This window comes from Corynebacterium hesseae (assembly GCF_037850265.1).
Taxonomy (GTDB): Bacteria; Actinomycetota; Actinomycetes; order Mycobacteriales; family Mycobacteriaceae; genus Corynebacterium; species Corynebacterium hesseae.
The window spans coordinates 2,571,257-2,596,229 of sequence record NZ_CP137211.1 but is presented as its reverse complement, the minus strand read 5'-3'; the positions used below and the strand labels follow the sequence as shown (position 1 = coordinate 2,596,229).

22 protein-coding genes and 1 pseudogene are annotated in these 24,973 nt (G+C 62.7%); 15 read left to right on the top strand and 8 right to left on the bottom strand.

Annotated elements, in window-relative coordinates:
- The first annotated feature begins 45 nt into the window (after positions 1–45).
- From R3O64_RS12100 to R3O64_RS12090, 3 genes are read left to right on the top strand one after another with little or no spacing between them, the layout of a single operon-like run.
- Positions 46–993, top strand: a complete 948-nt coding sequence (locus R3O64_RS12100; protein WP_070523884.1) for an L-lactate dehydrogenase — start codon at positions 46–48, stop codon at positions 991–993.
- A complete protein-coding gene (locus R3O64_RS12095) occupies positions 993–1,697 on the top strand; it encodes a glycerophosphodiester phosphodiesterase family protein (protein ID WP_070523881.1) in 705 nt (234 codons plus the stop codon). Before R3O64_RS12100 ends, R3O64_RS12095 begins: the two co-directional genes overlap by 1 nt.
- A 21-nt stretch (positions 1,698–1,718) precedes the next feature.
- Complete coding sequence (locus R3O64_RS12090; RefSeq protein WP_070531791.1) at positions 1,719–2,648, top strand: DUF5926 family protein; 930 nt, start codon at positions 1,719–1,721, stop codon at positions 2,646–2,648.
- Positions 2,649–2,754: 106 nt separating this feature from the next.
- On the opposite strand, the gene R3O64_RS12085 is transcribed toward R3O64_RS12090, so the two are convergent.
- From R3O64_RS12085 to R3O64_RS12075, 3 genes are all read right to left on the bottom strand, one after another.
- Positions 2,755–4,044 carry an LCP family protein gene (locus R3O64_RS12085; protein ID WP_070532122.1) on the bottom strand — a complete coding sequence of 430 codons (1,290 nt, stop codon included), beginning with the start codon at positions 4,042–4,044 and terminating at the stop codon, positions 2,755–2,757.
- Positions 4,045–4,251: 207 nt separating this feature from the next.
- Complete coding sequence (locus R3O64_RS12080; protein ID WP_070531794.1) at positions 4,252–4,950, bottom strand: CPBP family intramembrane glutamic endopeptidase; 699 nt, start codon at positions 4,948–4,950, stop codon at positions 4,252–4,254.
- A complete protein-coding gene (locus tag R3O64_RS12075; protein WP_070597028.1) occupies positions 4,947–6,092 on the bottom strand; it encodes an amidase in 1,146 nt (381 codons plus the stop codon). The genes R3O64_RS12080 and R3O64_RS12075 overlap by 4 nt, the downstream gene beginning before the upstream one ends.
- A 41-nt stretch (positions 6,093–6,133) precedes the next feature.
- Here R3O64_RS12075 and pheA point away from each other — a divergent pair, with 41 nt between their 5' ends.
- Complete coding sequence (pheA, locus tag R3O64_RS12070) at positions 6,134–7,039, top strand: prephenate dehydratase (RefSeq protein ID WP_339017000.1); 906 nt, start codon at positions 6,134–6,136, stop codon at positions 7,037–7,039.
- A gap of 11 nt (positions 7,040–7,050) precedes the next feature.
- Entirely contained in the window at positions 7,051–7,698 is a 648-nt protein-coding gene (locus tag R3O64_RS12065) for a histidine phosphatase family protein (protein WP_070597027.1), read from the top strand.
- 23 nt (positions 7,699–7,721) lie between these two features.
- Here the strand turns inward: R3O64_RS12065 and R3O64_RS12060 are convergent, their stop codons facing one another.
- The 3 genes from R3O64_RS12060 to R3O64_RS12050 all read right to left on the bottom strand — a co-directional run bounded on the left by R3O64_RS12060 (position 7,722) and on the right by R3O64_RS12050 (position 10,034).
- The gene (locus tag R3O64_RS12060) at positions 7,722–8,069 is read right to left on the bottom strand and encodes a metallopeptidase family protein (RefSeq protein ID WP_070531807.1); all 348 of its coding nucleotides are present in this window, start codon (positions 8,067–8,069) and stop codon (positions 7,722–7,724) included.
- 30 nt (positions 8,070–8,099) lie between these two features.
- A complete protein-coding gene (locus tag R3O64_RS12055) occupies positions 8,100–9,230 on the bottom strand; it encodes a septum formation family protein (RefSeq protein WP_339016998.1) in 1,131 nt (376 codons plus the stop codon).
- A 72-nt stretch (positions 9,231–9,302) separates the two neighbouring features.
- Positions 9,303–10,034 carry a GntR family transcriptional regulator gene (locus R3O64_RS12050; protein WP_185963230.1) on the bottom strand — a complete coding sequence of 244 codons (732 nt, stop codon included), beginning with the start codon at positions 10,032–10,034 and terminating at the stop codon, positions 9,303–9,305.
- Between the two features lie 66 nt (positions 10,035–10,100).
- Here R3O64_RS12050 and serS point away from each other — a divergent pair, with 66 nt between their 5' ends.
- The 7 genes from serS (at position 10,101) to R3O64_RS12015 (ending at position 19,700) form a co-directional block, all read left to right on the top strand.
- Positions 10,101–11,363 carry a serine--tRNA ligase gene (gene serS, locus R3O64_RS12045; RefSeq protein WP_070523855.1) on the top strand — a complete coding sequence of 421 codons (1,263 nt, stop codon included), beginning with the start codon at positions 10,101–10,103 and terminating at the stop codon, positions 11,361–11,363.
- A gap of 94 nt (positions 11,364–11,457) precedes the next feature.
- Positions 11,458–13,152 (top strand): lysophospholipid acyltransferase family protein, encoded by a 1,695-nt coding sequence (locus R3O64_RS12040; RefSeq protein WP_339016996.1) that lies wholly within the window; start codon positions 11,458–11,460, stop codon positions 13,150–13,152.
- A gap of 332 nt (positions 13,153–13,484) precedes the next feature.
- Positions 13,485–15,209: a glycerol-3-phosphate dehydrogenase/oxidase gene (locus R3O64_RS12035; RefSeq protein ID WP_070523849.1), complete on the top strand. Its 1,725-nt coding sequence runs from the start codon at positions 13,485–13,487 to the stop codon at positions 15,207–15,209.
- Between the two features lie 74 nt (positions 15,210–15,283).
- Positions 15,284–16,021, top strand: a complete 738-nt coding sequence (locus tag R3O64_RS12030; protein WP_339016995.1) for an MIP/aquaporin family protein — start codon at positions 15,284–15,286, stop codon at positions 16,019–16,021.
- Positions 16,022–16,045: 24 nt separating this feature from the next.
- Positions 16,046–17,593: a glycerol kinase GlpK gene (gene glpK / locus R3O64_RS12025; protein WP_143334528.1), complete on the top strand. Its 1,548-nt coding sequence runs from the start codon at positions 16,046–16,048 to the stop codon at positions 17,591–17,593.
- 115 nt (positions 17,594–17,708) lie between these two features.
- Complete coding sequence (locus R3O64_RS12020; protein ID WP_070523840.1) at positions 17,709–18,554, top strand: Cof-type HAD-IIB family hydrolase; 846 nt, start codon at positions 17,709–17,711, stop codon at positions 18,552–18,554.
- 45 nt (positions 18,555–18,599) lie between these two features.
- A complete protein-coding gene (locus tag R3O64_RS12015) occupies positions 18,600–19,700 on the top strand; it encodes an HNH endonuclease signature motif containing protein (protein WP_339016994.1) in 1,101 nt (366 codons plus the stop codon).
- Between the two features lie 89 nt (positions 19,701–19,789).
- Here the strand turns inward: R3O64_RS12015 and R3O64_RS12010 are convergent, their stop codons facing one another.
- Positions 19,790–21,709, bottom strand: a complete 1,920-nt coding sequence (locus R3O64_RS12010) for an N-acetylmuramoyl-L-alanine amidase (RefSeq protein WP_339016993.1) — start codon at positions 21,707–21,709, stop codon at positions 19,790–19,792.
- Positions 21,710–21,878: 169 nt separating this feature from the next.
- Between R3O64_RS12010 and glf the strand changes: the two genes are divergently transcribed.
- From glf to R3O64_RS11995, 3 genes are all read left to right on the top strand, one after another.
- Positions 21,879–23,075, top strand: coding sequence for a UDP-galactopyranose mutase (gene glf / locus R3O64_RS12005; protein WP_046647608.1), 1,197 nt, complete (start codon positions 21,879–21,881; stop codon positions 23,073–23,075).
- Between the two features lie 74 nt (positions 23,076–23,149).
- A complete protein-coding gene (locus tag R3O64_RS12000; RefSeq protein ID WP_339016992.1) occupies positions 23,150–23,386 on the top strand; it encodes a hypothetical protein in 237 nt (78 codons plus the stop codon).
- Positions 23,387–23,436: 50 nt separating this feature from the next.
- On the top strand, positions 23,437–24,045 hold the full coding sequence (locus R3O64_RS11995; RefSeq protein ID WP_339016991.1) for a three-helix bundle dimerization domain-containing protein: 609 nt from the start codon (positions 23,437–23,439) through the stop codon (positions 24,043–24,045).
- Positions 24,046–24,047: 2 nt separating this feature from the next.
- Here the strand turns inward: R3O64_RS11995 and R3O64_RS11990 are convergent.
- Positions 24,048–24,434: pseudogene (locus R3O64_RS11990) on the bottom strand (IS110 family transposase); the annotation flags it as partial.
- Positions 24,435–24,973: the final 539 nt, after the last annotated feature.

Genomic DNA, 24,973 nt, shown 5'->3' with positions numbered 1-24,973 from the left:
GCGCATAACGAGCAAAATTCGGACATTGGGGGCACAATAGGAGGCATGGGAAATCATGTTGGAAACAAAGTAGTACTCATCGGCGCGGGCGACGTTGGAGTTGCTTACGCCTACGCTCTGGTCAACCAGGGAACTGTTGACCACCTGGCCATCATCGACATCGACGAAAAGAAGCTCGAGGGCAACGTCATGGACCTCAACCATGGTGTTGTCTGGGCCCCGTCCCGCACCCGCGTGACCAAGGGCACCTACGAAGACTGCAAGGACGCCTCCATGGTCGTCATCTGCGCCGGCGCCGCTCAGAAGCCCGGCGAGACCCGCCTGCAGCTCGTGGACAAGAACGTCAAGATCATGAACTCCATCGTGGGTGACGTCATGAAGAACGGCTTCGACGGCATCTTCCTGGTCGCCTCCAACCCGGTGGACCTGCTGACCTACGCGGTGTGGAAGGCTTCCGGCTTCCCGCACGAGCGCGTCATCGGCTCCGGCACCGTCCTGGACTCGGCCCGCTACCGCTACATGCTCTCTGAGATGGATGACGTGGCGCCGACCTCCGTCCACGCCTACATCATCGGCGAGCACGGTGACTCCGAGCTGCCGGTCGTCTCCTCCGCCAACATCGCTGGTGTCTCCCTGTCCCACCGTTCTGAAAAGGACCCGGGCTACAACGAGCGCATCGAGAAGATCTTCGAGGACACCCGCGACGCCGCCTACCACATCATCGACGCCAAGGGCTCCACCTCCTACGGCATCGGCATGGCCCTGGCCCGTATCACCCGCGCGGTCATCCAGAACCAGGCCGTCGCACTTCCTGTCTCCGCTTACCTGCAGGGAGAGTACGGCCACGAGGATGTCTTCATCGGCACCCCGGCCATCGTTGACCGCTCCGGCGTCAACCGCGTTATCGAGCTGGCCCTCGATGATCACGAGAAGGAGCGCTTCGAGAACTCCTTCAACACTCTCAACACCATCAAGGAAGAAATCTTCGGCTAGTGAAGATTGTCGCCCACAGGGGATACTCCGGGAAATATCCGGAGCTATCCCCTCTTGCCTTTGAAAAAGCGCTCGAGCTTCCCATTCACGGCATCGAGTGCGATATCCGTCTGAGCAGCGACGGCAAGGTGGTGGTTCACCATGATCCCACCCTGGACCGCACCACGAATGGCTCAGGCCGAGTGTCTCGCATGACATGGGAGGAGCTGCGCCGCCTCAAGATCGGTGGTGGCCAGCGCATGCTGCTTCTCGACGAGCTCCTCGAGATGCTCGGCGATAAGAAGCATCACCTCTACATCGAGACCAAGCATCCCTCGGGGCAGGGCGACATCCTCGAAGAACAGATGGTGCTGCGGTTGCGCTACGCAGGGCTTGTCGACGACCCCCGGATCCACATGATTTCCTTTTCCCACCGGGCCATCCGTCGAATGGCAGCGCTCGCCCCGCATATCGACCGCATATATTTGCGCCGCGATTGGGAGCGCCATTTCAACCGCCCGGACATCCTGTTATCGCAGCCCACGGGCCTAGGCATGTCGCTGCTGCGCGGCAAGCTCCAACCAGGCGCCATTGGTGCGCATGGTCTGCCCACGTACATGTGGACCATCGATAAACCTGAGGATATGAAGTGGGCGTGGGCCAATGGGGTGGATATTCTCGCCACGAACCAGCCGGAAGTGGCCCTGCATGCCATTGAGCTGTAATGAACAGGTAAGTTGTTCAGTATGGCCAAGAAGAAAAAGAAGAACGAACAGCTGCCGGAGGGCATGTCCCGCCGCCAAGCTAAGCTCGCTGCCCGCGCCGCCGAGCGCGCTGCCCTAGAAAAGGACCCCCGCCCCTTCGGTGGACTCGCCGCTGAGGCTAGCCTCGTCGCCCTGCAGGAATTCGTTCCTTCCGCAACGGCGAAGCTGTCTGTGAAAGGCTTTGACAAGGACGTTTACGTCGCCACCGTGCTGCCCGGGGCTACCGCCGCACTCATCCGTGATGAGGAGTCCGGCGGTGAGGCCTTCGTGGGCCTGCAGGTGCAGTCCCACACGCACAATCCGGGCCGCGACCTGGCTTTCGCCCTGAACTGGGTGAAGAACAACGCGCCGGGTTCCACTCTCGAGTCCACCGCTGCTGATGGCTCCCAGCCGGAGCTCAAGGAGCTGCTGGAGGAGGACGCCGAGCTGGAAATCAACGTCTACCAGGACTTCGCGTGGTGGATGCCGGAAGGCGCGCAGGTTCCTCCGCAGATGGCGCAGGCCCTGCAGCGCGCTAACGATTCCGTCATCGAGTCCTACCAGGTGGGCCAGGAGGCTGAAGGCTTTGTGGGCACCGCCTTCTGGGCTAACGCCGGTGGCGGCAAGGCGCACATCCGCTGGGTCCGCCCCTGCGATGACGAGAATGCTTTCCTTAACGCCCTTGCGCGCATCGCCGCTCGCGGTGAGCTCAACCTGGGAGAGAACACCAAGTTTGCCGGTGTCTTCCGTACCCACGGCCTCATCGCTCCGGTCTTCGACCTCGACCCGGAGGTTGCGCACGATTCCTACGAGGCAGAGTTGTCTCGCGTGAATAAGGCGCTGGAGGAGGAGATCTCCAACGACGCCAACCTCGACGCCGATGAGCGCAAGCAGCTGCAGAACATCAAGTCCCGTCAGGTGACGCTGCGCTAGTATCTCGGTGCCTTCGCCCCCGAGGCGCGGGTACGAAACGATCAAATAAGGCTCCAAAACCACAAGGTTTTGGAGCCTTATTTGATCGAAACGACCGGCCGAAGCCTTAGCGCATGGAGTCCCAGAGCGCTTGGGCCTCGGCGTCATCCCAGAGGACGACGTTGCCCACGACCGTGTCCTCGAAGCCGCCGATGGGGACCGTCTTTGTTTCCACGCCGGAGGCCATGGATAGCGCCACGCGTGCAAGGTGCCAGACGTGGTCCTTCTCGTTGACAATGAAGGAGTCGGCGGTGTGGTTAACCAGTGAAATTGCCTTGAAGGGGTTGCCGATGGTGGAGAAAGACGTTGCCTTATCCAGCAGCGCGGCGAAGAACTCGCGCTGGCGCTCCACGCGGTCCAAGTCACCCATCGCGGTGGCGCGGGTGCGCACGTAGCCGAGCGCATCCGGCCCGCGGAGCTTCTGGCAGCCCGCTTGGAGGTCGATGCCGGCAAGCGGATCGTTGATGGGCTCCTTGACGCAGATATCCACGCCGCCGACGGAATCCACGACGTTGGCCAAGCCACCCATGCCGATCTCCGCATAGTGGTCGATGTGGAGGCCGGTGGCTTGCTCCACGGTTTGGGTCAGCAGCTGTGGGCCGCCGTAGGTAAAGGCTGCGTTGACCTTGTCCATGCCAAAGCCGGGAACGTCGACATAGCTATCGCGTGGAATGGAGACCAACTGGGCCTTTCCGGATGCGGGAATGTGCAGCAGCATGATGGTATCGGTGCGGCCGACGCCCACATCGCCACCGGTGCCTAGCTCCGCCTGTTGTTCTTCAGTGAGCCCCTGGCGCGAGTCCGAACCTACGAGCAGCCAGTTTGTACCAGAGGTTTGTGCCACCTGCTCGGTGGGCAGGGCATCGATGCGCGTTAAACGCGAATCCGTCCACAGGGTGAAGGCCACCATGAAGACGAGGGCGATGACGACGATCCAGCCCAGGCAACCGAAAGCCTGCTTGGCTGGGTTTACTTTCTTGCGGCGGCTGTGCGGGCGCCCTTCGGCACGCCTGCGGGTGGGGGCTTGCGGAGCATAGCTACGCGGTGGGGCATCCGGGGTGTACCGATTGGCGCGGACAGCAGGCTGTTGCGAAGGTACGCTCCGGCGGGGCGCTGGGCGCGCAGGGGAGCGCTGGGCCATGTAGGCGTCGACGTCGAAGCGGGTCTCCTCCGGCCGGGAACGCCGCGCGCTGGGGCGCTGAGCGCGGGAGGATGAATGCGCAGGATTAGCTTGCTGCGCGGATGGACGGCGGCGCACCGGTCGGCCGTAGCGATCACGCAAGGGCTGCCCGTCGGCACCAAGGACGAACTCGCCAGCGTCATCACCGGCTGCGTGTGAGCCGCGCGGGCTGGCCATGTTCCGGGGGCGGGAAGGGCCTGCAGAGCTAGCGGAGCCCGCGCGGCGAGGCGTGCCGTGGGGCTCGCCGGCACGGCGGGCTTCGCGCTCTGGATCGCGTCCTTGGTAGGTCATGGGGAACACTGTACCGCGAAACAACTTCTGCCCCACCTATCACACAGGGGGACGGTAGCTGTCTTTTCGCTGTGGCTTGCTGATAGCTCTTATTTAAGCGCCGAAGAGGAGGGCGTAGCCAACGAAAGCGATGGCGTCGATCAGAAAGTGCGCGATGACCAACGGCCACACCTTGCCCGTGCGGTGGAAGTACCAGCCATAGACCACGCCCATGATGATATTGCCGAAGCCCGCGGAAACACCCTGGTAAAGGTGATAAGAGCCGCGCAGGATGGAGGAAGCCGCCAGCGTTGCGGGCAGGGCCCACCCAGACTGCTTAAGCCTGGTCATGAGCCAATACACCACCACGAGCTCCTCCGCCCAGGCATTAGCAAAGGACTTGATGAGCAGCACGGGAATCTCAATCCACGTATCGAAAGCTCCCGGGACGACCTCCTTGGTCCAGCCGAAGTGCAGCGCTATGTAATACAGCGCCAGACCCGGCAGACCGATTACCGCCGCCAACGCCGCGCCATGCAGGCCATCCCGCCACTGCGGGCGGGGTGGAGAAGAAATCAAGTACAGAGCAAGCGCTCCCCACGCGAAGAGCACCGCGGCACTGCACAGCTGGAAGGCGAGGTCGAGCAACGTAGTCGCTGACTGCGAAGCGTTGATGGTGACCGATTGCTCATTGAGCGGCGCCGGGTTGAGCAGAGAATCGGTCAGACGCAACGCGGCGCGCACACCCGAAATACCAAAGGTGATGGTGAGGACGATGAGTATTTCCGCCCGCAGGCGTGAGCGCGCGCTCATGGGTGAAGCACCTGGGCGAGGCCGAGGAGGGAGGACTCGTCAAGCGTGATTGACCCTAAGTGCACGCCCACCGGCGGGTGATCGCGCACCGGCCACGGCACGCAGATGGCAGGCAGCTGCGCCACGTTGAACAGCGAGCCCCACGGTGACCACCGCGTTTGCTCATCGAAGTTGGCCTGGTGATCCAGCGCCAGGAAATGCCCGCGCCGCGGCGGATCGAAAGCCAGCATGGGACTCAAAATGGCATCCACGTCCCATTCCTGGGCCAGCATCTCCGGCAGCTGAGCGGCATGGGCGCGGGCCGCGGCGAATTCGGAATCCGTGACGCGGCGGCCCTTCGCGCGAATCCACTCCGCGTAGCCCTCCGCAAAGTCGAGGCCCGCCAATCTCCGGGTGAAGATGTGCTGGAAGGCCTCAAAGGTGCGGGCAGCTTGAGGGTAGGCAGAGATGGCGACGGTTTCGAAGCCGGCGCCTTCAAAGGAGGCGGTGGCCTCCGCGACCGCACGCAGCATGTGCGGGGCCACCTCGGCTTGAGCGAAAAGGGGATCCGTCAGCACGCCAATGCGGGCGCGCCGGGCACGCGGACGAAGGCCATGCAGCGCGGCGGTATCGGCGATGCTGCGCGTGATGAACCCCTGCACCGAGAGGTCCTCGCCGCCGGGCTTAAACCCGACGACGCCGCAGGCAGCGGCCGGAACGCGGATGGAACCGCCGCCATCGGAAGCATGCGCGGCGCGCAGTAATCCTCGCGCCACCTGGACCGCTGCCCCGCCGGAGGAACCGCCCGGCGTATGGCCGGGATAGAGAGGATTATCCGGGTGGGGCAGGCCGACAGGTTCGGTGTCCACACGCAGGCCCAGCTCGGGTGCGGCGGACTTGCCGACGACTCGCGCGCCGGCGTCGATAAGCTCCTGCACGAAAGGATCAGTCTCCTCCGCCACGTAGGCACGCTCGGCATGGCCGAGCGTGGTGGGCATGCCGGCGACGTCGTTGAGATCCTTGACCGAGAGAATCCACCCGCTCAAGCGCCCGTGTGCCTGGGGCCGGCGCTCGAGATCGAGATACGTGAAGCCGTGCTCGGCAGGGCTCAGGCCCGCTAGATCCTCGCGCAGCTTGTCCAGTGTGAACTCGGTTCTCTCCATGGCGGCTCAGTCTAGTAGTTGAGTGGGATAAAGTTGCTGTCATGAGCACCACCATCGCATTCCTTGGGCCCGCCGGAACCTTTACGGAAGCGGCGATGCAGCATTTCGCCGCTGACTTTGATTCCCCCGAGGTCCTTCCGGTGAGCTCGCCGGCCGAGGCGCTGGCGGCGGTGCGCTCGGGCGCGGCGGACTATGCCTGCGTGGCCATTGAGAACTCCGTGGACGGACCCGTCACGGCTACTTTTGACGCGCTTGCCGACGGCTCCCGGGTCCAGATCTACCGCGAGGTGGACCTGCCGGTGTCCTTCTCCATTCTGGTGCGCCCCGGCAGTTCCAGCCGCACAACTTTCTCCACGCATCCTGTGGCCTACCAGCAGGTACGCGGTTGGTTGGAGCAGAACCTGCCGGACGTGGAGTATGTCCCGGCGGCGTCGAATGGCGCGGCGGCGCAGGCCGTGGCGCGCGGGGAGGTGGATGTCGCGGCCGCCCCTGCCCGGGCAGCGGAGGTCTTCGGGCTGGACTCGATTGCGGAGAATGTCGCGGACGTTGCCGGGGCCACGACCCGCTTCGTCCTGGTGGGGCCGGCCGGAAAACCGACCGAGCGGACCGGCAACGACAGGACGTCGGTCATCTTCACCCTGCCCAACGAGCCTGGCTCCCTCGTCGGCGCCCTCCAAGAATTCGCGCACCGCGGGGTGGATCTTTCCCGCATCGAATCCCGACCGCTGCGCACCGTCTTCGGTAACTATCGCTTCCACGCCGACCTCATCGGGCACATCGAGGACCAACCGGTGGCGGAGGCTTTGCGGGCGCTGTGGTTGCGCGCGGAGAACGTCGTTTTTGTCGGCTCCTGGCCTTCTGCGGTAAAACTCGGGGAGGGCCCACGGGATTTGGCGCGGCTGAAAGAGGCCGATGACTGGGTAGCGCAGGCGCGCACCGGTCAATAGTGTGGTGAAGCATGACCGGAAGAATCATCCTCCTGCGCCACGGCCAGACCTATTCCAACATTGACCGCATAATGGATACCCGCCCGCCGGGTGCTGAGCTCACCGAGCGCGGCCGCGGCCAGGCGGAAGATGTCGGCCGCGAGTTAGCTGAGCTGTGCGCAGGCCGCCGCGTGCGATTTGTGTGTTCTATTGCCCTGCGCGCCCAGCAGACGGCGATGCTGGCCGCCCGCACATACGGCGAGGCAGCCGATGAGCGCAGCGTTCCGGTGGAGGTTCGCGTGGGCCTTCACGAGGTCTTTGCCGGCGAACACGAGATGAGCGGCAGCGAGGATACCCACCGCGAGTACATGGTGGCGTTGCGCGGCTGGGTCGACGGCGACCCGGAAGCCCGAATGCCGGGCGGTGAAAGCTACGTGGACGTGTTAGGGCGCTACCAGCCTGTGCTGGAGGATCTCGCTGCTGAGCTGGAGGATGATGAAGACATCATCGTCGTCAGCCACGGCGCCGCCATTCGTGTGGTGACGACGCACGCCTGCGGCGTGGACCCCGATTTTGCCTACACCGGGTACATGCCCAACTGCCGCTTCACCCTCATGGAGCCGCAGGGCCAGCCCTTTGGCCAGTGGGTGCTGAGGCGCTGGGCGGATACCGAAGTTTAGTTCATTGCGGCCACGGTAGGTACCTACCCCCAGCCGAGCTCGTGGAGACGGTCCTCCTCGAAACCAAAGTAGTGCCCGACCTCGTGGAAGACAGTCACCATGACTTCGTGGGCGAGCTCTTCTTCCGAGTTGCTTATCGCCTGCAAAGGCTGCCGGTAGATCGAGATGGTGTCTGGCAGGTGGCCGGTGTGTGAGGCCGTGCGGTGGGTGAGCATCACGCCCTCGTAAAGCCCAAGCAGGTTGGGGCTATCCGGGTGCTCTTCTTCGACGAGGATGACCAGGTTGCGCATCTGATCGACGAAGCGATCCGGGATCTTGTCCAGGGCCTCGCCGACTAATTCCTCGAAGCGTTCCTCGCTGACCTCGTACATGTGCTTACTCCCTGTTGAGCGGACGGGGGTTTATTGGGCCGGTGCCACGGCTTCAGGCGCGGCGGGATCGGCGTTCTGCCCGGCCGGCTGGGCATTCTCGCTGCCCTGCTGGGAGTTCTGCTCGGCTGGCTGGGCATTCGGGTCGCGCAATGGGTTGCGCTTCGGCTGCTCCGTGGGCGGGGCGCCATTGATGCTCAGGGCATCACGGCCGCCCGTGGCAGAGCCGGTGATCTCGGAGAAGTGGCCGTCCTTGATGTGGATCAGCGAGCAATTCACCGAACGGGAGCCTCCCTCCCACGATTCGCGGCTCATCGCGCCCCAGAAAGGCTGCAGCGTGGATTGGTAGAGATTCTCCTCGCCGCCCAGGTAATCCATGGCGTTCTGGGTACACGTTTCGGAGAGGAATTTATCCATCTCTTCATCGCTGGGGTAAGCATCGGGGAACTTCTCTGCCAGGCTGATGACGGACACGGTCTCCATCTGGTGCGGTTCCTGGCACGGCACGGTGCTGACTACCTGTTTGTCATCCACCTTGCGGCATTCGCCGGGCTTGGCGACGATCGCCTGGTCCACCTCGCTGACCTTGCCCGTGGACTCCTGCGGTACGCCGTTGGCGTCGGTAGTCTGCAGGCCGCACAGGAGGGTGCGGTCACCCTGATCCCAGGAACCAGCCGGCGGAAGGATGGAAGCAATGTCGTAGCGTCCGTTGGGATCCCATTTGCCGTTGAGGTAGCTCACCGTGGGGGCCTCGCACAGCTCGTCGCGCAGAGCGTTTTGCCGCGTGACGTCTGGGCGCTTGGCGTTGGGGCCGAACTCGCTGGTGGGGTAGGCGCTGAGATCCTCTCGGGCGGAGACCTCGAAGCGGTGCGGTTTATCGCAGCTGGTCTGCTCAAAACCGGTGGCAGTGCCGTCCGGGGCGATATCCCACGTCACGCACGAGCCCGCGGAGGCGGTGGTGAAGGATGCGGCTTCGCCTTCGGAGGAATCAGCGGCCTGGCGACCGTCGGCGCTGGGGGAAGCGGAGTCATGTGCGGCCGAATCGGTGCCAGTTTGCCCGCCGCTGAAGAGACCGTAGAACGCCAAGAAGACGGCCGCGGCTACGGCAGCAACGAGGACGACGCGGATGGCGGAGGCGGAGCGCCACGCAGATGAAGTGCTCATAGAACTCTTCATACTACCCCCTCAACGGCCCAGGCTTCTAGCCCGCCCAAGGCTAAGGCGGCGGGAGAATCACTAGATGCGCGAGCGGGAGACGTGTGTTGTGAGCCGGTAGCGGTCAGTGCGGTAGACCGAGGAACACCATTCAACCGGGCGGTCCCCGGAGCGGGCGAGGCGGGTGATGTGCAGGAGCGGGGTGCCCGGTGAGACGTCGAGAAGCTCGGCGATGTCCTCCTCAGCTGCCACGGCGGTGACGGTTTGTTCGGCCTCGGTGATGGGGACCTTGAAGGTGTTATCCAAAATCGAGTAGACGGAGTTGTAGATGTCATTTTCCAGCAGCGTGGGCGCGAAGGCAGAGTTATACCAGCCATCATCGATGGAATAAGGCTCGCCATCGCCCAAGCGCAGGCGCCGCAGGTGGGTATGGGAAACCGAGGCTTCCGTACCGAAAAAGGCGCAGACTTCACCGGGGGCGGCGCTGCGTTCACCCAGCAGGATGCGCGAGGAGGCCTGTACTTTCTGATAGCCCATCTCATCAGAAAAGGAGGCCAAATGAAGCCGGGAGACCAGCGGGTTGGGGGCCACGAAGGTGCCTTTTCCTCGCACGCGGCGCAGGCGGCCTTCAGCTACTAGGTCACCGATGGCGCGGCGCACGGTGATGCGGGAAACGCCGTATGTTTCCTCGAGGATGCGCTCGCCCGGAAGGATGTCACCGGGTTTGAGGGTGGTTCGGCAGAGCTCGGAAAGAATATCCCGCAGCTGAGCGTGCTTGGGCACGGGGCCGTCGGTAATGATGTGAGGTGCCATGTTATCCATGATAATCCGCTGGTTATTACCAGCGCAAAGGTATGGCCGTGCGCTAAACTATCCGGCGTGATTGATCTCAAGTTTCTTCGCGAAAATCCCGATGTCGTCCGCGCCTCCCAGGTAACCCGTGGGGAGGACCCCGCCTTGGTGGACCAGCTGCTCGCCGCCGATGAACAGCGCCGCGCGGCAATTGTGAAGGCAGACCAGCTGCGCTCGGAGCAGAAGGCCTTTGGCAAGAAGATTGGCCAGGCCTCCCCGGAGGAGCGCCCCGCGCTGCTGGAGGGCTCTAACGAGCTGAAGGAGAAGGTCAAGGCGGCCGGCGAGGAAGCGGCCGCGGCCGAGGCCAAGGTGACGGAGCTGCAGTACCAGCTCTCCAACGTGGTGGAGGGTGCCCCGGCGGGCGGTGAGGATGACTTCATCGTGCTCGAGGAGGTCGGCGAGAAGCCGCAGTTCGACTTCGAACCGAAGGATCACCTGGAATTGGGTGAAACGCTGGGGCTTATCGACGTCAAGCGGGGCGCCAAAGTCGGCGGCGCACGTTTTTATTACCTCACCGGCGATGGAGCCTTCCTGCAGCTGGGCATGCTGATGTTGGCTGCGCAGAAGGCCCGCGAGGCCGGTTTCCAGCTCATGATCCCGCCGGTGCTCGTGCGCCCGGACGTCATGCAAGGCACCGGCTTCCTGGGCCAGCACTCGGATGAGATCTACTACCTGCCGGCGGATGATCTCTACCTGGTTGGTACCTCCGAGGTGGCTCTGGCCGGCTACCACAAGGAAGAAATCATCGACCTGTCCAAGGGGCCGCTGCAGTATGCGGGCTGGTCCTCTTGCTTCCGCCGCGAGGCGGGTTCTCACGGCAAGGACACCCGCGGAATCCTGCGCGTGCACCAGTTCGACAAGCTGGAGATGTTTGTTTACTGCAAGCCGGAAGACGCCGAGGAGATGCACCAAAAACTCCTGAAGATGGAAAAGGACATGCTCGCGGCGATGGAGCTTCCCTACCGCACCATCGACATCGCAGGTGGGGATCTGGGCTCCTCCGCGGCGCGCAAGTTTGATAACGAAGCGTGGGTGCCGACTCAGGAGACCTACCGCGAGCTCACTTCGACCTCGAACTGCACCACCTTCCAGGCCCGCCGCCTGTCCACGCGCTACCGCGATGAGAACGGCAAGACCCAGTACGCCGCTACGCTCAACGGCACCCTGGCGACCACCCGCTGGCTCGTGGCCATTCTGGAGAACCACCAGCAGGCGGACGGCTCCGTCGTGGTTCCGGAGGCACTGCGCCCATTCGTGGGCAAGGACGTTCTGTACCCCGTAAACTCCTAGAAGAACGCGGCGCGCGGCGGCTCGCGCGCCGCTTACTTTTGTCCCCTCCTTGCTGCCTTCCGCCGGCGGCGAGGTCTTAAGCATTTGGAGCACTATGAGCGCTGTGGCTAACTTCCTCTACCGGCAGATCACGCACATCGGGCGCGGGGTGACTATTGCTCAGGGGCTCAAGATGCGCCTGTCCGGGGAGGAGAATATCCCGGATAAGGGCGGGGCTGTCATCGTGTGCAATCACACCGGCTACATGGATTTTCTCTTTGGGGCTTTCCTGGCGTATCGCAAGCGCCGCTTGGTGCGCTACCTGGCTAAGGCCTCTATTTTTAAGACGCCGGTGGCGGGGCAACTGTTTCGGCTGATGGGCCATGTACCGGTGGATCGTATCGATGGTGGGGCGTCGATTGTGAAGGGCATTGAGCTGGCCAAGAGCGGGGAGCTCGTTGGGGTGTTCGCGGAAGGGACGATTTCCCGCAGCTTCGAGATTCGCAGCATGCGCAATGGCGCAGCGCGGATTGCTCATGGCGCGGGGGTGCCGATTATTCCGCAGGTTATCTTTGGCTCCCAGCGCCTGTGGACGAAGGGGCAGAGGAAGCACCTGGGCCGCACGAAGACGCCTGTGCTGATTAAGGCCTTGGAGCCTTATTACACGACGGGTGACTTTGACGCGGACATCGCTGAGGTGCGCCGCCGGATGCAGGAGGCCCTGGAGGGCCTGTGGGCCGACTACGAAGCGGAGTTTGGCCCGATGCCGGCCGGCGAGTTCTGGGTGCCGGCACGCAAGGGCGGCGGCGCCCCGACATTGGAGGAGGCAGAGGCAAAGGACTCCGAGGTGGAGTCCGAGCGCTACCGCGTGCGTCGGCTGCGCGATGATCTGACAAGCCTTAAGGACCGCGTCTCTGAGGCCACCGTGGAGCTTATGCGGGATCGGATGGCGCTGATGAAGCCGGGCAGTAACGAGGAAACCGGTACCGCAGAAGCTGGAGCCGACGCCGCAGAGAAGAATCGCCCGCGTACTGCGCCGGAAACCCTCGAGTGGATCAAGGAGAACCTCAACTCGGTGGTTGAGGAAGCCATGCGCGGCGTCGGGGAAGGCCGCGACAAGGTCACGGAGGTCATGGCGCAACTGAAATCCGACGTGATGGAAGCTCAGGCCTCGATGACGGCGAGCAGCAAGGAGATTTTCGCCGGATCCGTGGTGGAGCAGGGCTTGCTGTCTGCGGCGACGCAATCGCGCATCATCGTTTCCCGCCTGCCGCACCGGGTGAAGGCTGAATACTCTGAAGCGCCGCGGGTGATTGCGGCGGATCAGAGTGCGTTGAGTATGGAGAACGGCGAGATTTCGAAGCGGCTCCAGGAGGCGCTTACACAACTGCACCCGCAGGTTGAGGAAGTGATCGTGATTTCGCCGCATGGCGAGGTGCTGGACGCTGCGGCTTTTGGGGATCTCCCCCAAACCTGCTGGCGCATTGCCTGCGCGGACGGGGCCGAAGGGGTGCAGTTCAACGATGCTCCTGGCGGCGCAGTGGTGACCGCGTCTTCGCCTGCGGAGGGGTTGGCAGCCGTGGTGAAGAAGATTGGCGCCGAGCCCAAGGATCTCTTGTTCTTTGCCAACGAGCCAGGGGATGAGACCTTTGCGGAGGGTGCGGAAGGCGTCGCTGTGCATATGGTGGCGCTGGAGACCGCCCCCATTGAGGTGATTAAGGCTGCCCGTGCGGTGACGTATTCCTCGGAGCGTTATGGCATGGCTGAGGTGTTGGAGGCGATGGCGCGCCTGCAACGAGAGAAGGAATAGGTCTTTATACCCCTGGACTTGTGGAGAGTTCGTGACGCCCGTTAACACCCCCGGAAGGGGGTGTTATTTTATTTTGTCATCCTATGAAGCTTCTTGAAAATGCCAGCTTACGGCAACGAAACCTACGTGTGAGTAGCGTCTCCGGAGAGAAATCCAGGTGATATATAGCATTGGCTTTGGGAGAAAACTTCTTCTTCATCCGCCTCTCGGGCAGGTAGCCGAGGCATCGGTGAGCAGGGCGCTCGTGGTGGATGAGCACGATATGCTGCGCATTCCGTCAACTGGACAGGACTTTCTGACGCCGTGCAGCGAGAGAGGAGACTCAGTCAACAATGAGCACGACGAGTATTACAAGCTTCAACCCTGAGTATTTTGAAAAGACCTGGAATGACTACTCCACCGAGGACTATGACGTCGTCATCATCGGCGGAGGTTCCGTAGGCGCCGGCGCCGCCGTGGATGCGGCCACTCGTGGCCTGAAGACGGCCGTGCTCGAGGCCCGCGACTTCGCCGCTGGCACCTCGTCGCGCTCCTCCAAGATGTTCCACGGTGGCCTGCGCTACCTGGCCATGTTTGATTTCCGCCTGGTGGCGGAGTCCCTCAAGGAGCGCGAGCTCAACATGTCCACCCTCGCACCGCACCTGGTGAAGCCGCTGAAGTTCATCTTCCCGCTGACCCACCGCGGCTGGGAGCGCGTCATGATGTTCGGCGGCTTTACCCTCTATGACCTCATGGGCGGCGCCAAGAGCGTTCCGATGCAGAAGCACCTCACCCGCAAGGGCGTGCTGAAGGTGACCCCGGGCCTCAAGGAGGACGCCGTCGTCGGTGGCGTGCGCTACTACGACACGCTTGTCGACGACGCCCGCCACACCATGACCGTCCTGCGCACCGCCGCCGAATACGGGGCCAACGTGCGTACCGGCACCGAGGTGATTGGCTTTGAGAAGGACGCCCGCGGGCGCGTCACCGCTGCGAAGGTCCGCGACCTGGAAACCGGCCGCGAGGCCACCGTCAAGGGCAAGGTTTTCATCAACGCGACCGGCGTGTGGAACGACAAGATTCAGCAGATGGCAGGCGTCGAAGGAAAGTTCACGGTTCATGCCTCCAAGGGCGTGCACATCGTGGTTCCGAAGGATGCCCTCGACGCGGAAGCCGCGCTGTGCTTCGTCACCGAAAAGTCCGTGCTCTTCGTCATCCCGTGGGGCGAATACTGGATCATCGGTACCACCGACACCGATTGGGAAAAGGGCCTGTCCCTGCCGGATCCAGCCCCGACCAAGGCGGATATTGACTACATCCTGGATCAGGTCAACCAGCGCGTGCGCAACAAGATCACCCGCGATGACATCGTCGGCGTGTACTCCGGCCTGCGCCCGCTGCTGTCCGGCAAGTCCGATTCCACCACCAACCTCTCCCGCAACCACGCCGTGGCCCGCGTGGCACCGGGCATGGTTTCCGTCGCCGGCGGCAAGTACACCACCTACCGCGTCATTGGTAAGGATGCCGTGGACCTGGCCGTGAAGGAGCTGGGTACTAAGGTGTCCGAGTCCGTTACCGAGCGCACCCCGATTCTGGGCGCGGATGGCTACCACGCGCTGGCCAACCAGGTACCGGCGCTGGCTCGCCGCTATAACCTCAGCGAAGACCGCATCGAGCACCTGCTCGGCCGCTATGGCTCTCTGATCGGTGAGGTGCTGGCCCCGGCTGCTGAGGACGCCACGCTGCTCGAGCCGGTTCCGGGCGCTGAAAGCTACATCTGGGCTGAGGTTCGCTACGCCGTAACCCACGAGGGCGCCCTGCACATCGACGATATCGTGACCCGTCGTCTGCGCGTGGCCATCGAGTTCGCCGACCGCGGCGTCGCCGCTGCGCAGCCGATCGCTGAATTCGTTGCTCCGCTGCTGGGCTGGGATCAGGCTGATATTGAGCGCGAAGTCTCCCACTTCACCAAGCACACTGAGGCAGAGCTCGCCGCCGAGGCGGCACTGACCGACCGTGAGGCAAACGACATCCTCGAGCGCGCAGGAAGCGCACGAGCCACCAAGGAAGAAGCCTAAAAGTCGCGGGGCCCAGCGAGCGGTGGATATCCCTCGCTGGGCCCTTGGCCTAGGCAGATGAGAAAGGACATCTAATGACCGGAATGGATGCATTCCTCTGGGAGTTCATCGGCACTGCGCTGCTGCTCCTGCTCGGCAACGGCGTGTGCGCCGTTGTGAACCTCCGAACTTCTGGCGCGCGCGGTTCGGACTGGATCGTCATCGCTATGGGCTGGGGCCTCGCGGTGTTCATCGGCGCTAGTGTTGCGGACCCCACCGGTGGCCACCTCAACCCGGCGGTCACCATCATGCTGGCCGTGAACGGCTCCCTCGAGTGGGGCCTCGTTCCCTACTACCTGCTGGGGCAGATTCTCGGCGCCATGCTTGGTGCATTCCTTGCCTGGGCCACCTTTAAGCAGCTTTTCGACGCCAACAACCTCGACGAAGCCGGCAACGTCACCGGCGCCAACAAGAACACCGGGGGCATCTTCTTTACCAAGCCCGCGCACCCGAATAACGGGTGGAACGCGGTTACCGAGTTCATCGCTACCTGCGTGCTGCTCATGTTCATCGCCTTCGGCCCAACCGGAGGAGAGCTGGGGCCGCTGAGCTACTTCGGTGTTGCCTTCGTCATCGTCTCTATTGGTCTGTCCCTCGGCACCGCCACCGGCTACGCGATTAACCCGGTCCGTGACTTTGGCCCCCGTATCATGTACGCCTTCGTCCTTCCCATTAAGGACAAGGGAGACGCCAACTGGGGCTATGCATGGGTCCCGATAGTTGCACCGATGCTGGCGGCCGTCGCCGTTGGCCTGTTGTCCATGGTTCTTTAAACCAACCCCGACAAGGAGAAAACAATGTCTACCAAGAGCTACGTTGCAGCAATTGATCAGGGCACCACGTCTACCCGCTGCATTATTTTCAACCACGACGGCGAACAGGTGTCCGTCGGCCAGCTCGAGCACGAGCAGATCTTCCCGGAGAAGGGCTGGGTCGAGCATGACCCGGAGGAAATCTGGAGCAATACCCGCCGCGCGGTGGGTGAGGCTTTGGCCAACGGCGACATCAATGTCGAAGACATCGCCGCCCTCGGTATTACTAACCAGCGTGAGACCACCGTGGTGTGGGACAAGAACACGGGCAAGCCGGTGTACAACGCCATTGTCTGGCAGGACACCCGCACCACCGAGATTTGTAAGGAGCTCGCCGGCGACGAGGGCGCGGACAAGTGGCGCCGCCGCACCGGCCTCATCATCAATTCTTACCCGGCCGGTCCGAAGGTGAAGTGGATCCTCGATAACGTCGAGGGTGCGCGCGAGCGCGCTGAAAAGGGCGAGCTGCTCTTCGGCACCATCGATACCTGGCTGCTGTGGAACCTCACCGGTGGTGCGGACGGCGACAACGGCCAGGAAGCCCTGCACGCCACCGACGTCACCAATGCCTCGCGCACGTTGCTCATGGACATCGAGAAGCTCGAGTGGGATGAGGAACTGTGCAAGGAGATGGGCATCCCGACGTCCATGCTTCCGGAGATCCGCCCGTCCCTGGGTGACTTCCGAACCGTGCGCGAGCGCGGCTCGCTGGCCGGCGTGCCGATTCGCGCCATTTTGGGTGACCAGCAGGCCGCCATGTTCGGCCAGGGCTGCTTCCGCCCGGGTTCCGCCAAGAATACCTACGGTACCGGCCTGTTCCTCCTGCTCAACACCGGTACTACCCCGAAGTTCTCCGAGAACGGCCTGCTCACCACCGTGTGCTTCCAGCGCGAGGGCGAGCGCCCTGTCTACGCGCTTGAGGGGTCCGTCTCCATGGGCGGTTCCCTGGTGCAATGGCTGCGCGATAACCTGCAGATCATCCCGAACGCTGCCTCCATCGAGAACATGGCCCGTGAGGTTAAGGACAACGGTGGCGTCTACATCGTTCCTGCCTTCTCTGGTCTGTTCGCCCCGTACTGGCGCCCGGATGCCCGCGGCGTCATCGTGGGCCTGACCCGCTTTGCCAACCGCAAGCACCTGGCCCGCGCGGTCCTCGAGTCCACGGCGTACCAGACTCGCGACGTCGCCGATGCCATGGTGGCGGACTCCGGCGTGGAGATCACCGAGCTGCGCGTCGACGGCGGCATGACGATGAACGAGCTGCTCATGCAGTTCCAAGCGGACATGCTTGGCGTGGAGGTGCACCGCCCGAAGAACGTGGAGACCACCGCCACCGGTGCTGCATTCGCCGCGGGCCTTGACTCCGGCTTCTGGGATGACCTCAGCGTGCTGAGCTCCCAGCAAGGTGACTTCAAGGTGTGGAAGCCGCAACGCGAAAAGGAAGAAGTTGAGGCTCTCTACCGCGATTGGAAGCGCGCCATCAAGCGTTCCCTGAACTGGGAAGACGTGGACGATGACGACGTGATTGCCTAAGACCTGAACGACGCACGAAGGCGCGGCCGTGACGAGTAATCTCGTGGCGGCCGCTTTCGTCGTTGGGCGCTTATCCGTGCCGTCGTGTGTCTCAACCTGACGTAGACTCGGGGCTATGGCCAATGAAGTATTCTCGGACCACGCTCCGCGCCTCATCATCAGCGATATCGACGGTACTTTGTTGGACCGAAACCACCGGGTGCCCAAGCGAAACCGCGAAGCTGTGGCCCGTGCGGTCGCCGCGGGCAGCGAGTTTGCGCTGGCAACTGGGCGCCCCTTCCGGTGGATCATGCCCGTGCTCGAGCAGCTGACCGTGCGCCCAGTCTGCGTGACATCAAATGGTGCGGTGATTTATGACTCGGCGGAGGACCGCGTTCTCTCCGCCCACGAGCTTTCGCCTGAGGCCCTCGCGGAAACCGTGAAGGTCGCTGCAAAGGTGCTCGAACCGCATGGCGGGGTTGGCTTCGGGGCGGAGCGCGCGGGAGGCTCGGTCTTGGACCCGGTTGAGGAACTCTTCGTGGTGGAATCGCACTATTCAGAGAACGCGCTCTTTGAGGGCTTCGGGCTGGTGAGCGTGGGGGAGTTGGTGTCTCGACCGGCGGTCAAGCTGTTGATTCGTAATACCGCGTTCTCGGCGCCGGAACTCTACGAACTCATCGCGCCGCACATTGATTCCGAGCTTGCTCACGTGACCTACTCGATGTCCGAGGGCGTTCTAGAGGTTGCGGCCCCCAACGTGACGAAGCGCCGCGGAGTGAAGTGGCTGGCTGAGCATCACGGTATCGCCCGCGAAGACATCATCGCCTTTGGCGATATGCCCAACGATATCGAGATGCTTGAGTGGGCAGGGTGCGGTGTTGCCATGGAGAATGCGCATCCGGATGTCGTGGCCGCTGCAGATGCAGTGACGCTGCCGCACCATCAAGCAGGTGTGGCAAAGGTCCTCGAGCGCTGGTTCTGATATCTCCGGTTGCGGGGTGCGTGGTGGTGTTTTAGTCTTTGTCGCATGGGGGATTTGGAGACTTATTTCTCCTACCGCAGTTCGGGGTTGGATCTTGTGGGGCTTGCGGTAGGCAGTGTGGATGATTTACGCGCGCGTGGCGCTTCATTGGCTGATGCGGTGGAGTTGGCTGGGCTGCATCGTGTGTATTTTGGGTCGACGCGTTTTACGGGCAAGCAGCGCCAAGCGCGTGCGGCTGCGGTTGCCCAAGGACATGATGTGGCGTCGTTGAGCTTGATTGAGGCGTATACCGCCAAGGTGAAAAAGGAGTTGGATGCGTGGAATCTGCGTGTCAGGTTGGCAGGGACTCCAGCACACCAAATCCCAAAGGTAGCGAAGGAACGCTTGAAGCAGTTGCGGCCGCAGCGGGTGCCTGAACCTGGGGTGCGCTTGACGTACCGGAAGGTGGGGCCGCATTCGTTGACGATTACTGATTCAGCCTTGCGCATTAGTGAGATGCGTGGGACTTTGGAGTCGATTAATCCGGCTGATTTGTTGGATGCGGCAGGTCAGGTGTTCTTTAACCAGGCGCATGGGGGTTCGAAGCCTGCGGTGGCGACCAATGTGGTGGTTACGTTGGATGAGTTGGACCAGATTGTGCGGGGTGAGGGCGATGATATTGAGCTCGTGCTTACCAACGGTGGGCGGATGACGGGCCGGGAGTTTGTGACCTATAAGTTTGCTGAGGTTGGGTATGTGACTTTGGTGCATCCGACTATAGGGCCGGTGTGGTTGCATCGTGTGCGGCGTTTGGCTGGGTTTGAGCAGCGGTTAATGGCGAGTGCGGAGCATCCGACGTGTGCGCGTGAGGGGTGTAATAAGCCGGCGGATTATTGCCAGGTGCATCATTTAGTGCCGTGGCAGGCGGGTGGGGCGACGGATCCGCCGAATCTGACGATGTTGTGTGCTTATCACAATGGCATCAATGATGATGACCCGGATAAGCCGACTGGTGCCGGCTATGTCTTTAGGTTGCGGGGCGGGGTGGGGTATGTACCACCCTGGGCGGAGCCGATTACTTCGCAGCCGGCATACCAAGCGGCACAAGCGGCATTGAAGCAGCAGACCACAGGGGACTTTTTAGGTTCAGCCCTCCCGGATACCTAAACCCCAAGCCCAAATAAATGCCGAAGCGGAAGCCATCAGGTGGCTCCCGCTACATCGGCGATCCCGCTTAGACTTGGGGTGCTTTGGGGTTAGTCCGTGAACACCTGAATCTGCTCAGTCTCCGGGTTGTAGACAATGGAACCGCCCTGGAACTGCACGCGGACTTCCTTGCCGAGGCCGGTGGGGACTTCGTTGGACGTCGGCAAGCCGAGCGTCGCCGCGTTGTCGCCGGACGCCCATTCCTTGGCGATGCGTCCCACGAGTGCGTGCGTACCAGTGTCCTCAGAGCCTAGGACGATGCCGTTCTGAAAGAGCTGGTAGATGATGCCGGCCGACTCATCCGGCCCGCCCACAGCCAATCCCAGCGCTGGGCCGAAGGCGTTAAGGACCGCCGTCCACGTTTGCTTCAAACCCTCGTTCTTGCTCAGGGACAGCACCTTGGTCACGATGCCCGGGATCTGCTCCACCGGCAGGCCATTGACGGTCTGGTCCATGTCAATCTGCTGGTCCGAGCGGGCATACATGATGGCGAAGAGCGTGCCAGCCAGGCCTACCAGTGCCGTCACGGTGCTCATCGGGATCTCGGCGCCGCCCAGGGACGACGTCGCCTCCTGCGCCGGGGCAGCTTGTCCGCCCGGCGTGGAGTCAGGGGTGTCTGGTGTGGTCGTATCCTCGCTGTCCCAGTCCGTCGACGTCGAACCAGACGCACCCGACTTGATGGCGAGGTACTTCTTGTGCGCCGCCGCGCGGATCTTTGGCCATTGGGCAATGGTGTATTGCCCCGGGCACGCGGTGTAGTGCACATCGCTGTGGCCGAAGAGGCCATAGACGGGGGCAGAAGCACCCGCCGGGTAGCGCGAACCGCCGTAGCCCTCCGAGCGCAGCGAAACGCGGGAGGACGGATCGACGCCGGAAATCGCGCCCTTCCAGCCGGCGAGGTCAGTGACGGACTCGAGCATGGCTTCCGTCGGCCGGGCTTGCTCGTAGTTTCCGATCATGGAAATGCCCCACGTGTTTCGGTTGAAGCCGCCGATGTGGGCGCCCTGTACGGCCTCGTCGAGCCCGCCGTAGCGGCCCTCGTAAATGGTGCCGTACTTATCCACCAGCGCGTTGTATCCGATATCGCACCATCCCAGGCTCTGTGCATGGTACTTGTACGCGGCGCGCACCTGCGCCGCCGCCTGCGCACGGGTGTAATTGTTGGAACCCGCGGTGTGGTGCAGCGCGATAGCCTTCACTCCGTCGTCATAGTCGGCATCCTTGCACCGGATGCTCTCGTCGGCGCCCCAACCGGCGCGGGAGACCACGCGCGGCATGCCATCGGTTTCAGCGGTTGGCTCAATGCCCTCGCCTTCTTGGGCGTTGCCGTCCATGAAGACAGCCTCGAGGCCTTCGACGTCGCTGTTGGCCGGAAGCTCTTCGGTCTCGGCAACGGGGGCGATGTCGCCGACGTTGAAGGGGGCGTCGTCAAGCGCGGCGTCCTCAACGGGGGACTCGGTGAGTTTCTCATCCAAGTTTGACCCGGTCACCAGGTCCACGTTGTTGATGGAGACCTGCACGTCGTTGGTATCGCCCACGAAGATGAGCTCGGTGCCGTTCGTGGCATTGGGGTCATCGTTGTTGTAGGACATCGAGTCCATGTCGTACCACTCGGACCAGGACCCGTCCGGTTGCTTCGCGCGGACGAAGGCCGCGACATCGCGCGTGCCCTTCCACGTGACGGCGAAGGAGGAGAAGGTCTCATCGCGGTGGAATTGCTTGACGGCGCGCGGACCTTCGCCCTCGCCCTGGGCTGCGATGGCCGGGTCATCCACGACGACCGTTTCGCCAGAGCCGAAGGTTTCGGAGGCCGAGCTCACTTCGATGGGGCCGCTGCCCGCTTCCTGGGTCTGGATGAGGGGTTGGCCGCCCACGGCTGCGGCAGCGACCACAGCGATCGAGGTGACCGTGGCGATAACCGGCGTTGACCACGTCGATTTCGCGGGAACAAGACGACGTTTGAGGTGCACTGTTACTCCCTAGGATGGTGGCGCCACAAGGTTAAGAGAAGCGCAAAAAGTTAACTAACGGGACAGATGTTACGTCAGGTGTTGGAGTGAAAGAAGGTGTGACACGCGAGTTTCCTCGCTTGGGTGTCACCCGCCGTTTTGCACGTGTTGCTGCCTTAAGCTGGTGGCCATGACTGCATATGACCTCATCGTTGTTGGATCTGGATTCTTTGGCCTGACCGTGGCCGAGCGCGCAGCCTCCCAGCTGGGCAAGAAGGTGCTCATCGTCGAGCGCCGCGAGCACCTGGGCGGCAACGCCTACTCGGAGGCCGAGCCGGAGACCGGCATCGAGGTCCACAAGTACGGCGCGCACCTCTTCCACACCTCGAACAAGCGCGTGTGGGAGTACTGCAACCAGTTCACCGACTTCACCGACTACCAGCACCGCGTCTTCGCCATGCACGACGGCACGGCCTACCAGTTCCCCATGGGCCTGGGCCTGATTAACCAGTTCTTCGGCCGCTACTACTCCCCGGATGAGGCGCGCGAGCTCATCAAGGAGCAGGCTGGCGAGTTCGCCGTAGATGAGGCGCAGAACCTGGAGGAGAAGGCGATCGCGCTCATTGGCCGCCCGCTCTACGAGGCCTTCATCCGTGATTACACGGCCAAGCAGTGGCAGACCGACCCGAAGGAGCTGCCGGCCGGCAACATCACGCGCCTGCCGGTGCGCTACACCTTCAACAACCGCTACTTCAACGACACCTACGAGGGCCTGCCCGTCGACGGCTACGCAGCCTGGCTGGAGAAGATGGCGGAGCACGAGCTTATCGACGTCCGCCTGGGCACCGACTGGTTCGACGTGCGCGAGGAGGTGCGGGGGGCGTCGCCAAGCGCGCCGGTGGTCTACACCGGCCCACTGGATCGCTACTTCGACTTTGCCGAGGGTGAGCTGGGCTGGCGCACGCTGGACTTCGACCTGGAGGTGCTGGAGACCGGTGACTTCCAGGGCACCCCGGTGATGAACTACAACGATGCGGACGTGGACTACACCCGCATCCACGAGTTCCGCCACTTCCATCCGGAGCGCGCCGATAAGTACCCCAAGGACAAGACGGTGATTATGAAGGAGTACTCGCGCTTTGCCGAGAAGGGCGATGAGCCGTACTACCCGATTAACACCCCGGAGGACCGCTCCAAGCTGGAGGCCTACCGCAAGCTCGCCGCCGCTGAGGCCCGCGAGAACCAGGTTCTTTTTGGTGGCCGCCTGGGCACCTACCAGTACCTGGACATGCACATGGCCATCGCGTCCGCGCTGAGCATGTTCGATAACAAGCTGGCCCCGTTCTGGAATGAGGGCAAGGCCCTGGAGCAGGAGCGCGGCCACTAAGCCGCGTGCGGCCTGTACGGGTTAGTTCCCGTGGCGCGCTATGCTGAGACACCTCGATGGAAGGAGGTGACGGCATGGCCCAGCGCAAAAAGAAGCGCGCAGACCGCAGCATGTGGAAGATGTCCCCGGAGCGGCTCGAGGAACACCTCAAGCTGCGCAGTCGCGCAACGCGCATTCCCGATAAGAAGAAGGAACAATCCAGGAAGGCCTGCCGGAACACCCGGCAGGCCTTTGGCCTTTCTTTGGGAGGTTTCGCCAGCGCACGGGGCCGGGATGCCGCACATAAAACTTGTCGGGCGTTCAACGATTGATTAAAGTTAACAACAGGTTAACAATAGGCGAACAGAAAGTGAGTTTAGAGATGACTTCCCCGAATGCCCGCCGTTTCGATACGTTGCGCCAAGACCTGCACGCAGATTATGGCCACGAATACACCGCGCAGGAGATTGATTCCTTCCTCGACGCCACCATTGAGCGCCACGAGGCCGGCGCAACCTTAGAAGAGTTCATCCCCGTGATGGTGGAGCGCGAGGTGCGCGAGCACTTCGGTACGCACCGCATCCACGTGCGTTTCGCCGCAGGAGCTGACCACGCGCTGGCGCAGGCTGCCGTAGCGCTGACGAAGAAGTACGCCGGCGAGGCCCTGCTTGTCGACGCCGCCGTAGCCCACCCCGAAAACGACCCCGACTCCCACATGGCCCACGTGCTCCAAGAGCGCGGCATGGCGGAGCACCCGGACCGCTACCTCGAGGACCTGCGGCTGGTGACCATCCCGGATTACATCGTGTATCTCGGCCGCGAGATCCCGCGCGACGAGGCCGGCAAGGACATCAAGATTTGGGACATCGCCACCGCCGAGACCGTGGAGGAGACCCGCGAGCTGGCCGATGCCCTCGGCGCCCGCGTGCTCTACATGCTCAACCGCCTGGGAATCGAGCCCATCTCGGAGGATGCCGCTGTCACGGCCTAAATCAGCTGGATAAAGACTTCCTCAACGCGGTCGACACTGCGCAGGGAATCTGGAAGGTTAAGACCGGCATGGGCGATGACGTAGGCGTCGCGTACATCGGTCTTGGAGTTGCCGACGTGGATGCGAGAGAGCTGCCGCATCGCAAGCCCTGGTAGATGGCGAACATCTGCCCCCATGTCTTGGGCGACTGCGACGGTCAACCGGCCGATGTTGTTGGGAATAACAAGGACCGAGGCGTTGTCGGCGAGGAATTGGCCGAAGAGCTTGCGTAGCGAGCCTTCATGCTGATTGATGCGTTTGGACAGGACTTGCCTGCCTTGGGGATCGAGGACGCAGGCGTGGTGGAAGTATTTGCCGACGTCTACGCCAATGACGAAGTCATAGGCCATGGGTGTATGCCTCCTAGCGATGAATGAGAAGTTGGACTATTTAAGCTTCATCGCTGGGGTTGTCGGACATGCTTGCGCTGGCATCCACATTACTGTGAGACCTCATACCACCTGGGCTGGGTCGGGTTCCTATTAGCAGTTTGAGGATGTCACTGTCTTCGGCGGCATCACCCCCGGATCATTTTCAGACAGGGGCGGGAACAAGCCATACCGAAGCCAGCGACTAGTTCCACTGTCCTTTCAGACGGAGGGACCGGAAATAAACATAACCAGCCCAATCGGGTGGACAGGCTATGAATCTTCGGTGCCCTGAGGTGGAACTGCTAACAACGTAATGGGGGGAAGCGGGGGCAAAGTCAATAATTCGAGTCTGGCATAAGTTGATAAGGATTGCCTAACCTAATACTGTTTCAAGTTATGTTCCGATCGGGAATCGGCAACGGAAGCGAGGCGGCGACGATGAACAGAAAACGTGGATCGACCAGAGAACCCCTCTCCGGAGGGGGAGTCGGGGACGCGGGCCCGGACGGGACGGGCGA

Coding starts and splice junctions, on each gene's coding strand:
- R3O64_RS12100 (WP_070523884.1), top strand. CDS start 46: ATGGGAAATCATGTTGGAAACAAAGTAGTACTCATCGGCGCGGGCGAC.
- R3O64_RS12090 (WP_070531791.1), top strand. CDS start 1,719: ATGGCCAAGAAGAAAAAGAAGAACGAACAGCTGCCGGAGGGCATGTCC.
- R3O64_RS12085 (WP_070532122.1), bottom strand. CDS start 4,044: ATGGCCAGCCCGCGCGGCTCACACGCAGCCGGTGATGACGCTGGCGAG.
- R3O64_RS12080 (WP_070531794.1), bottom strand. CDS start 4,950: ATGAGCGCGCGCTCACGCCTGCGGGCGGAAATACTCATCGTCCTCACC.
- R3O64_RS12075 (WP_070597028.1), bottom strand. CDS start 6,092: ATGGAGAGAACCGAGTTCACACTGGACAAGCTGCGCGAGGATCTAGCG.
- pheA (WP_339017000.1), top strand. CDS start 6,134: ATGAGCACCACCATCGCATTCCTTGGGCCCGCCGGAACCTTTACGGAA.
- R3O64_RS12065 (WP_070597027.1), top strand. CDS start 7,051: ATGACCGGAAGAATCATCCTCCTGCGCCACGGCCAGACCTATTCCAAC.
- R3O64_RS12060 (WP_070531807.1), bottom strand. CDS start 8,069: ATGTACGAGGTCAGCGAGGAACGCTTCGAGGAATTAGTCGGCGAGGCC.
- R3O64_RS12055 (WP_339016998.1), bottom strand. CDS start 9,230: ATGAGCACTTCATCTGCGTGGCGCTCCGCCTCCGCCATCCGCGTCGTC.
- R3O64_RS12050 (WP_185963230.1), bottom strand. CDS start 10,034: ATGGCACCTCACATCATTACCGACGGCCCCGTGCCCAAGCACGCTCAG.
- R3O64_RS12040 (WP_339016996.1), top strand. CDS start 11,458: ATGAGCGCTGTGGCTAACTTCCTCTACCGGCAGATCACGCACATCGGG.
- R3O64_RS12035 (WP_070523849.1), top strand. CDS start 13,485: ATGAGCACGACGAGTATTACAAGCTTCAACCCTGAGTATTTTGAAAAG.
- R3O64_RS12030 (WP_339016995.1), top strand. CDS start 15,284: ATGACCGGAATGGATGCATTCCTCTGGGAGTTCATCGGCACTGCGCTG.
- glpK (WP_143334528.1), top strand. CDS start 16,046: ATGTCTACCAAGAGCTACGTTGCAGCAATTGATCAGGGCACCACGTCT.
- R3O64_RS12020 (WP_070523840.1), top strand. CDS start 17,709: ATGGCCAATGAAGTATTCTCGGACCACGCTCCGCGCCTCATCATCAGC.
- R3O64_RS12015 (WP_339016994.1), top strand. CDS start 18,600: ATGGGGGATTTGGAGACTTATTTCTCCTACCGCAGTTCGGGGTTGGAT.
- glf (WP_046647608.1), top strand. CDS start 21,879: ATGACTGCATATGACCTCATCGTTGTTGGATCTGGATTCTTTGGCCTG.
- R3O64_RS12000 (WP_339016992.1), top strand. CDS start 23,150: ATGGCCCAGCGCAAAAAGAAGCGCGCAGACCGCAGCATGTGGAAGATG.
- R3O64_RS11995 (WP_339016991.1), top strand. CDS start 23,437: ATGACTTCCCCGAATGCCCGCCGTTTCGATACGTTGCGCCAAGACCTG.